The organism is Caballeronia sp. (genome assembly GCF_028292365.1).
In the GTDB taxonomy this organism is placed as follows: Bacteria; Pseudomonadota; Gammaproteobacteria; order Burkholderiales; family Burkholderiaceae; genus Caballeronia.
Window position 1 is genome coordinate 1 of record NZ_JAQGMM010000232.1, and the last position, 7985, is coordinate 7985.

Annotated in this window: 9 protein-coding genes and 1 pseudogene; 7 read left to right on the forward strand and 3 right to left on the reverse strand. The window is 60.2% G+C overall.

Annotation, left to right across the window (positions count from 1 at the left end; translation table 11 throughout):
• The 3 genes from JWR14_RS14280 to JWR14_RS14290 all read right to left on the reverse strand — a co-directional run.
• Positions 1–1118: alcohol dehydrogenase catalytic domain-containing protein (locus JWR14_RS14280; protein WP_299707734.1), on the reverse strand; the 1118-nt coding region annotated here is incomplete at its 3' end.
• Between the two features lie 141 nt (positions 1119–1259).
• A complete protein-coding gene (locus JWR14_RS14285) occupies positions 1260–1703 on the reverse strand; it encodes a YetF domain-containing protein (protein ID WP_299707736.1) in 444 nt (147 codons plus the stop codon).
• Positions 1704–1741: 38 nt separating this feature from the next.
• Positions 1742–2302: a hypothetical protein gene (locus tag JWR14_RS14290; RefSeq protein WP_299707738.1), complete on the reverse strand. Its 561-nt coding sequence runs from the start codon at positions 2300–2302 to the stop codon at positions 1742–1744.
• On the opposite strand from JWR14_RS14290, the gene JWR14_RS38550 reads away from it, so the two are divergent.
• From JWR14_RS38550 to JWR14_RS14320, 7 genes and pseudogenes are all read left to right on the forward strand, one after another.
• Entirely contained in the window at positions 2241–2771 is a 531-nt protein-coding gene (locus JWR14_RS38550; protein ID WP_366144539.1) for a thiamine pyrophosphate-dependent enzyme, read from the forward strand. The genes JWR14_RS14290 and JWR14_RS38550 overlap by 62 nt on opposite strands.
• Positions 2772–2944: 173 nt before the next feature.
• Positions 2945–3115: a hypothetical protein gene (locus JWR14_RS14295; RefSeq protein WP_299707740.1), complete on the forward strand. Its 171-nt coding sequence runs from the start codon at positions 2945–2947 to the stop codon at positions 3113–3115.
• 116 nt (positions 3116–3231) lie between these two features.
• Positions 3232–3933 (forward strand): PIG-L family deacetylase, encoded by a 702-nt coding sequence (locus JWR14_RS14300; protein WP_299707742.1) that lies wholly within the window; start codon positions 3232–3234, stop codon positions 3931–3933.
• Positions 3923–4879, forward strand: a complete 957-nt coding sequence (locus JWR14_RS14305) for a glycosyltransferase family 2 protein (RefSeq protein WP_299707744.1) — start codon at positions 3923–3925, stop codon at positions 4877–4879. The genes JWR14_RS14300 and JWR14_RS14305 overlap by 11 nt, the downstream gene beginning before the upstream one ends.
• Before the next feature lie 232 nt (positions 4880–5111).
• Positions 5112–6416 (forward strand): annotated as a pseudogene (locus tag JWR14_RS14310) (glycosyltransferase family 1 protein).
• The gene (locus JWR14_RS14315; RefSeq protein WP_299707746.1) at positions 6413–7027 is read left to right on the forward strand and encodes an HAD-IIIA family hydrolase; all 615 of its coding nucleotides are present in this window, start codon (positions 6413–6415) and stop codon (positions 7025–7027) included. The pseudogene JWR14_RS14310 and the gene JWR14_RS14315 overlap by 4 nt, the downstream one beginning before the upstream one ends.
• The coding region (locus JWR14_RS14320; RefSeq protein WP_299707748.1) for a glycosyltransferase family 9 protein at positions 7024–7985 on the forward strand (962 nt) is incomplete at its 3' end. The genes JWR14_RS14315 and JWR14_RS14320, both read left to right, overlap by 4 nt.

The window sequence follows — 7985 nt, forward strand, 5'->3', positions numbered from 1 at the left end:
CGGTTCGTCAGGACGGATAGCGGATCGAACGAGCCGTTGCGTACCTTCTCGATCAGTTGCGGAATGATCGAGCGATGGTTGCAATTGCCCATCTTGATCACCAGATTCTTGTTCATGGCTGCGCCAATCGGAAAAAACCGATCGTTGGGCGGATAGACGCCGATTACGCCCAGCGTGCCAGCCTTTGCAAGGGCTGCCACGGCCCAGTTGAGCACCTGGGTGGGTGCGTTGCCGGGAACCCAATTCCGGCCTTCCTCGTGCCGCTCAGGCGTAATCTCGCGGCTCTCGGACTCCGCCTGTTCTTTCTCGTCTGCTGAAGCGGCCGGGCCGCTGTCCGGATGTTGCGCATCGACACCGACTGCATCGATCACCCGATCCACGCCAATGCCTCCCGTCAGCGCCATGATTGCTTCGACGGGATCCTCGGCGTCGAAGTTGATAACCTCGGCGCCGAGCGAGCGCGCGCTGTCGAGTCTGTCCTGCAGGCGATCCACCGCGATCACGCGTCCTGCGCCCATCTGAAATGCGCTCGCAATGGCGAACTGCCCCACCGGCCCAGCTCCAAAGACGGTTACCGTATCCCCGAGAGAGACCTCTGCGAGTTGCGCGCCGAAGAAGCCGGTCGGATAGATATCGGACATCAGAATGGCGCGATCGTCGTCGATACTATCGGGCAACTTGATCAGGCTCGCATTGGCGAACGGCGTGCGCGCGTATTCCGCCTGCAAGCCGTTGACGGGACCAGTCGATTTCGGGCCACCGAAAAATGCAGTTCCGGCGCTGGGGCCGTTCGGGTTCGCTACGTCGCACTGGGCCGTGTAGCCGAAGCGGCAATACGAACAAAAGCCGCATGAAATGGTGGATGGAATGAGCACGCGATCACCTCGCCGAATATTGCGCACGCCCTTGCCCACCTCCTCCACTATGCCCACACCTTCGTGACCCAGGATCGTACCCGGCACCATGCCGCCAAGCGTGCCACGAATCATATGCAAATCCGTGCCGCAGATCGCGCTCGACGTGAGTCGTACGATGGCGTCGTTGTCCTGCTGTAAGGTGGGGTCGGCAACGGTTTCAAGTGAGATATCGCCAATTCCTTTGAAGACGACTGCTTTCATCGCGGGCTCCTTGGGTGAGGTTCATGTCCATGTGGATATCGATAGCAACGGCTGCGCCTGAGCGTTGCCCTTTCGCAACCCCGAAAAGGAAGACGTTGCCAAGCGGGTCCACCGTTTGCTGCATTCGATCGCAAATATTACTTACGTCTCGGCGGCCATGATGGAAATGCCACCGTGAGTTTCAACGATCGCATACCTGACCTGATTCAGATGAGAAATTCCGCGTTGGCGCATTTCGGCGAGTACATCGCCTTTGTAGATACGCATTTGACGCAGTCGGCGTTCGTCCCACTGCCCATTTGCATAGACGATCGTCGGCGTCCCTTCCGCGATCCGCCCCAACCCCGGCCACCGCGTCTTTGCCGTCGATACGAAAATGTGCAGCAGCGCAATCGTGCTCACTGCGACCAATGCGGCGGTGATCGATTGATCGCCCGCAAGCACCGCTTGGCTCGAAAGGCCGCCAAACAGGAACATGATTCCCATGTCGAGCGGTGTCATCGTGCGGCTAACCCGATGCGTCGTGATCCGAAGCACGATCAAGAGAAACACGTAAGCGCCTGCCGATCTTAGGATGATGTCCATGGTGGAAACAAAAAAAGAGAAATTTATGCGCTTTTCATTCAAGGCAGCACAGCCTGACTGAGTGCGAACCGGCCGTCGCCGATGCGTAAGGTTGAGTGCACCAAACCGAATCTAAACGGTGACATCTTGAAGTCGAGCGACGCGCCGTTCGCGCGGTCAACGTCGAAGAGATAGGTAACGCCATCACGGGCAGCCTGAACAACAATCGGCGTGGGACTGACGCTATCGATGGCGACGCTGTCGAGGAGGCGCCGGTCCAGATGCACACTGACCACCCCGGTTGCACCCTTCGCGAGGCTTACGCGCATCCAACTCGAGCCATGATTGCGGACGATACGTTCGTAACGGATCTGCTGTTCGCGCGCACTATCGATATAGCCGGTGGCATGGCTGAGCGCACCGGAGCCGACTGCGCCAGCCAGTGCCGCGAGGCACAGCAGCGAAAGAATCGTGATAACAATGGTCTCGCCGACCCTCCATCGACGGTCGAAGCTTTCATGCAGCTCGAGGTCCAGATCGAGATCGTCGGGCAAATCCATGGTGGTGTTCCGCGGGTTGGTTCGGGAGACGCAGCGCAAACGTTGTGCCGGATCGGACATTGATGGAAGCTGTTCCCCACGAAGACGGTCCCTTGCTCCGAGGAAGCTCTCGCCTTGTGCGCTCGTTACTATGGTGCCAGGGCTTCCGGTAACAATCTCGGCTAAACCTGCCAATCGGACTCGCCAAGTTGTGGCGAATGTCGGCGACGGCGGAGTCGCAATGCGCTTGGCGGAAAAGACGACGGCGGTACCCTACGTGCGATCGCACTCGCCTGTTTGTCCCGACCCCTGTAATACTCGCCCCGAGACTGCTTTCTACGGAGAATCGATCTTTTATTTGACTGTCAACATTTCCGCAAGCGAATTGTTAAATCCTTCAAAGCAGTACGAACACCCGGTTCGCTTGACGGAAAAAATAAACGTGGCAGTCCTCACTCTGTTTAATCGCTTCCCAATGAGCATCCTGATAGTCCCCTCCCGCCAAGAATGGAGCGCCCATATGGGTTTGTTCACCCGATATGCGCGATAGTCTGGCAGCCACCATTAGCGCTCGCCGTCGCCGGGGTTCTCACCATCATGTTGCTCCAGGCGCAAGCCTTGCCGGAACGACCTTTATTGGTCTGCAGGAAGTCGTCGGCGCGATCGTGTTCACGGGCGGTCCTTGGTTTATGTACGAGCGGAAAGAAAAGAAGCTTCGTCTGGATGGTTCGAACCAGCGATCACACGATGCTTGGCGAGATCCGCGTTATGCTGAATCGGTTGCTCGACGGTGCCGCTTTTCAGCAAGCGATCGAAACCGAAGAGCACGCTTTTACGGACGGCGAACTCGAAAACAGCCGCGCGCGGGTAAGAGCTTTCATGCCGGTTGAATAACAGAACGGCTAAGCGTTCAGCAGGTTTTCCGGCCGAGCAGAATCGGAACGCAGACAAACGCGGACCCCGGGTCCGCGTTTTGCGTTTCCGGCGACATCATCCTTTGCCCGACTGCCATGTCCGAGACTCTTGCTCGACCGTTCGTGATGTCGCCGCACTTCGACGTTGCCGTCTTCAGTTGCGGCGCGATGCTTGCCGCTCATCCAGGAGCGGTCATATACACCGTCTTTTCGGGCTGCCCCGCCTCCGACGTCACGACGGACTGGGACCGTCACTGCGGATGCGATAACGCCGCCCGCGCAATGCGTGAACGCTCGCTGGAATACGACCGCGCCCTCGATCCCCTCGCTGCGGTGCCCGATCGAGGCAATTTTCTCGATGCGCAATATGTTCCGTCTGCGCCGCGTGCGCATGCCCCAACCCAGGACGCGATTGCCCAGGCACTCAATCAAGCTCTGCGACGCCATGCAGCCCGTACGCTCGTGATCCCCTTCGGCTTGTTCCCCTCCGACCATCAACTTGTTCATCGAGCATGCGTCGACGTCTGGCGTGCCCATCCGGAGCTGGCTGGCTTCGCTTATGGGGACGCGCTCTATCCGCGCCTGGCCGGCCAATTGCAAACGCGGATCGCGGACCTTGTTACGCGAAGCATTATCGCGACACCGGCAATTGAGCACGGGCGAGCCGATCGATCCCATCTGGCCGCGAAACGCGATGCCGTCAACGCATACGCAAGCCAGCTCAAGGCGTTCGGGCCCGATGGTTACGATGACGTCTTTTCTACCGAGCGCTGCTGGAAGCTCGAGCTTGCAGCATGAAGAAGGTGAGAACGTGAAGAGCGAGAAGAACGTGAGCGACGCGGGGGATGACCGATTTGCGACAAAAGCACGCCCGAGGTTATCGGTGGTCCTGCTTACGTACAACCGGTCGGCGCAAGTGCTCGATACCATCGCACGACTGATCGCGCTGCCTGACCGGATGCATCTGATCATTGTCGACAATGGTTCGACCGATGGCACTCCAGAACACATTGCCGCTTGCTTTCCCGGAGTCACCCTCCTTACCGCACAGAAAAACCTCGGTGCAGCCGGACGCAACCTCGGCGTCGCCAGCGCGACCACCGACTATGTCGCGTTCTGTGACGACGACATGTGGTGGAATCCGGGATCGCTATCGCGCGCGGTCGAATTGTTGGACCAGGCGCCCCGCGTTGGCGTGCTGAGCGCCCGGGTGTTGGTCGACGAAGCGGGTGAGATCGACGCGACCTGCCGCCTGATGGCCCGAAGCCCGCTCGACGCCACCGGTTTGCCCGGGCCTTCGCTGATTGGGTACATAGCGGGGGCCTGCGTGTTCAGGACATCGCTCTATCGGCAGATAGGCGGATATGAGCCCCGCTTTTTCATAGGCGGAGAAGAAACGCTGGTCGCACTCGATGTTCTCGCAAGCGGCTTTGCCATTGTCTATGCCGAAGAATTGATCGTCCATCACCATCCTTCCCCGCTGCGAGACAGCGGGCTGCGGCGTCGCATGCTCGCCCGAAATGCCGCGTGGGTTGCATGGATGCGCTTGTCGTGGCGCGAAGCGTGGCGCGCCACGTGGGCCGCCGTGGACGTGATGCGTCGCGAAGGTACGTTAATAACCGACGCCTCGGCGTTGGTCGCTGCATTGCCGTGGGCTCTGAGCCGACGCCGCCCGCTTCCGCCAGAAGTCGAGCGAATGATAGAGGCTGTGCGCCGATCTGAGGCACTCGACGGCCCGTGCTGACACCGGTCATGGCGCTTTCTACCGACACGGTGTAGTTCTCACCTGCCGCACTCGCGGCTCCATTTTCCATACCTTTGAAACGCACGCAAAAAAAATGCGTAGGTATCGCAACGAACCAACTCTTGTTTCGTTCGCTCCGCCATGGGCACAACGAATGCTGCGTGTCGTGCACGCCGAGGTTGAACACGGTGAGCCACTCGCATATCAAGACTCGTTGCCAAAGGACACCACTGTGAAGATCGCACTCATCAGCGAGCATGCGTCGCCGCTCGCCGCTACCGGCAGCGTCGACAGCGGCGGTCAAAACATCTACGTGGCGAACGTCGCACGTCAGCTTGCCCGAAAAGGACATCATGTCGATGTCTTCACGCGCTGCGACAGGTTGTTATTGCCGCTTGTCTCGCGCCTGGAGGGAGCACGTGTCATCAATGTACCTGCAGGACCGAAAAGGCAGATGCCGAAGGAGCAACTTCTTCCGTACATGGAGGATTTCGCGCGTTTCGTTATCCAATTTTTCCATCACGAACCATCACGCTACGATGTGGTTCACGCCAACTTCTTCATGTCGGGGTTAGTCGGTCTGCGCGTGAAGGAATCGCTTGGCATTCCTCTCGTGACGACCTTCCATGCGCTTGGCCGCGTACGGCGCCTGCATCAGGGAGCAGACGACGGTTTCCCCGACGACCGCTTCGATATCGAGCAACGGCTCGTGCGCGATTCCGACTCGGTGATCGCCGAGTGCCCGCAGGATGAATCTGATCTGGTTTCGCTCTATCAAGCAGACAGCGGTCGTATCGACCTTGTGCCCTGCGGCTTCGACCACGATGAATTCCATCCTGTCGACAAGCACGCGGCGCGCGCGGAACTAGGCTGGCCCCAGGACCGCTTCATCGCGCTGCAACTGGGACGGATGGTGCCGCGCAAGGGCATCGACACCGTGGTGCATGCCATTGGCTTGTGTAACCGCACGCTTGGCGAGGAAGTTGATCTTTATGTGGTGGGTGGCAATTCCGATGAAGCCAACGAGATTGCGACGCCCGAGATCGGCCGCTTGCGCTCCATTGCACGCGAATTCGGCGTGGCGTAACGCGTCAACTTCCATGGCCGGCGAGCGCTTTCGCGCCTGCGTCTTTACTACAACGCGGCCGACGTATTCCTCACAACGCCCTGGTATGAACCGTTTGGCATTACCCCGTTGGAAGCGATGGCCTGCAGTACGCCAGTGATCGGCGCGGACGTCGGCGGCATTCGTTATTCAGTGGCGCATGGCGAGACGGGATTGCTCGTGCCACCGAAAGACCCTCTCGCCGTCGCCCATGGCCTGGTCATGCTCAAGCGCGACCCACAGCGTGCGCAACGGATGGGCGCAGCAGGGCTCGCGCGCGCTAAGAATATGTTCACGTGGAAAAGCGTGGCGGAGGCGCTCAGCGAGGTCTATGCACGTGTGGCCGGGATCGACGTGGCCGCCGATGCAGCACCGCACGCGCATGACAACGCGCACGACGCATGGCTGGCAACCGGCGGTGCATCTGCATGACGCCCCGGATGCGCATGCGTGGGAACGCGAGGCCCCGCCTCGCTGTCTTCCTCGACAAGGACGGAACGCTGCTCACCGACGTTCCGTATAACGTCGATCCGCTCTTGATGCGGCTCTCGCCAGGCGCGCGCGAAGCGCTCCGGATCTTGGCGGAACTCGACCTGCCGCTCTATGTGATTAGTAATCAAAGCGGCGTGGCGTTGGGGAAATTTTCAATCGATGCGCTGGATATCGTCGAAAAGCGGCTGCACGAACTGGTCCGCGATTGCGGTGCGATGCTGACCGGCATCTACTGGTGCACGCATCATCCCGAGGGCAACATTGCCCCTCATAACCGGACCTGTGATTGCCGCAAGCCAGCACCGGGCATGCTGCTGCGCGCCGGTCGCGATCACGGGATCGCGCTCGAAGAAAGCTGGTTCGCCGGCGACATTCTCGATGATGTCGAGGCGGGCAACCGCGCCGGTTGTCGCACGATTCTCATCGATAACGGCAACGAGACCGTGTGGCGTCGTGGACCCTTCCGGGAACCTGAGCGCGTGGTAGCCAACCTTCACGAGGCGGCGTTGGCGATTCAACACAGCATGTTTCGATGGGAGTTCTCGACATGACCCACGCGCCAGTGGTCCGGATCGCCATGGACGCGCATGCTCGCGCGCCAGCAACCACGTCGGCACGGCCGTGGGGAGCCGAGATCAAGCGCATCCTCTGCGTACGCCTGGACAACCTCGGCGATGTGCTCATGACCACCCCCGCCCTGCATGCGTTGCGCACCTCGGCACCAGATCGCCACATCACGCTGCTGGCATCGGGTTCCGGCGCACGCGCAGCAGGTTTTATCGACAGTATCGATGCGGTGATCGAATACGACGCGCCGTGGGTCAAAAACAACCGCCCCGCGGATGCGGCTGTGGACCTTGCGATCGCCAGGCGCCTGAGCGAAGAAGCTTTCGACGCTGCCGTGATTTTTACCGTCTACAGCCAGAACCCGATGCCCGCCGCGATGTTGTGCCATCTCGCTGGTATTCCCCGACGCCTCGCGCACTGCCGAGAGAACCCTTATGCACTGTTGACCGACTGGGTCGCCGAACCCGAACCGCAAACCGGTACACGACACGAAGTCGAACGGCAGTTGGCGCTGGTCCGACACGTGGGCGCGCAGTCATCGAACCAGCGCATGCGTTTGACCGTGTTACCTCGCGATACCGCGTCACTGCATCTCAAGCTTGCGCAGCGCGGTATTGCGCTCGATGCGCCGTTCATTGTGATGCATCCGGGCGCAACCGCCGCGTCGCGGCGCTATCCAGTCGAGCGCTTCGCGCAGGCCGCCGCGCAACTCTCCGACCTGACCGGCTGGCCGGTGCTGATCACCGGTGGTGCCGACGAAGCGGACGTCTGTGCGCAGGCACGCGGGACACACCGCATGACCGTCAATCTCGCAGGCGCACTTGAACTCGGCGAGCTGGCAGCCTTGATCGATCGCGCGAAGGTACTTGTATCGAACAACAGTGGACCTGTGCATATAGCGTCGGCGCTCCGTACTCCGGTTGTCGACCTGTACGCATTGAC

What these genes read in the sequence shown, in the direction of transcription:
- JWR14_RS14285 (WP_299707736.1), bottom strand. Translation starts at nt 1,703, where the DNA reads ATGGACATCATCCTAAGATCGGCAGGCGCTTACGTGTTTCTCTTGATC.
- JWR14_RS38550 (WP_366144539.1), top strand. Translation starts at nt 2,241, where the DNA reads ATGGTGGTGTTCCGCGGGTTGGTTCGGGAGACGCAGCGCAAACGTTGT.
- JWR14_RS14290 (WP_299707738.1), bottom strand. Translation starts at nt 2,302, where the DNA reads ATGTCCGATCCGGCACAACGTTTGCGCTGCGTCTCCCGAACCAACCCG.
- JWR14_RS14295 (WP_299707740.1), top strand. Translation starts at nt 2,945, where the DNA reads ATGGTTCGAACCAGCGATCACACGATGCTTGGCGAGATCCGCGTTATG.
- JWR14_RS14300 (WP_299707742.1), top strand. Translation starts at nt 3,232, where the DNA reads ATGTCCGAGACTCTTGCTCGACCGTTCGTGATGTCGCCGCACTTCGAC.
- JWR14_RS14315 (WP_299707746.1), top strand. Translation starts at nt 6,413, where the DNA reads ATGACGCCCCGGATGCGCATGCGTGGGAACGCGAGGCCCCGCCTCGCT.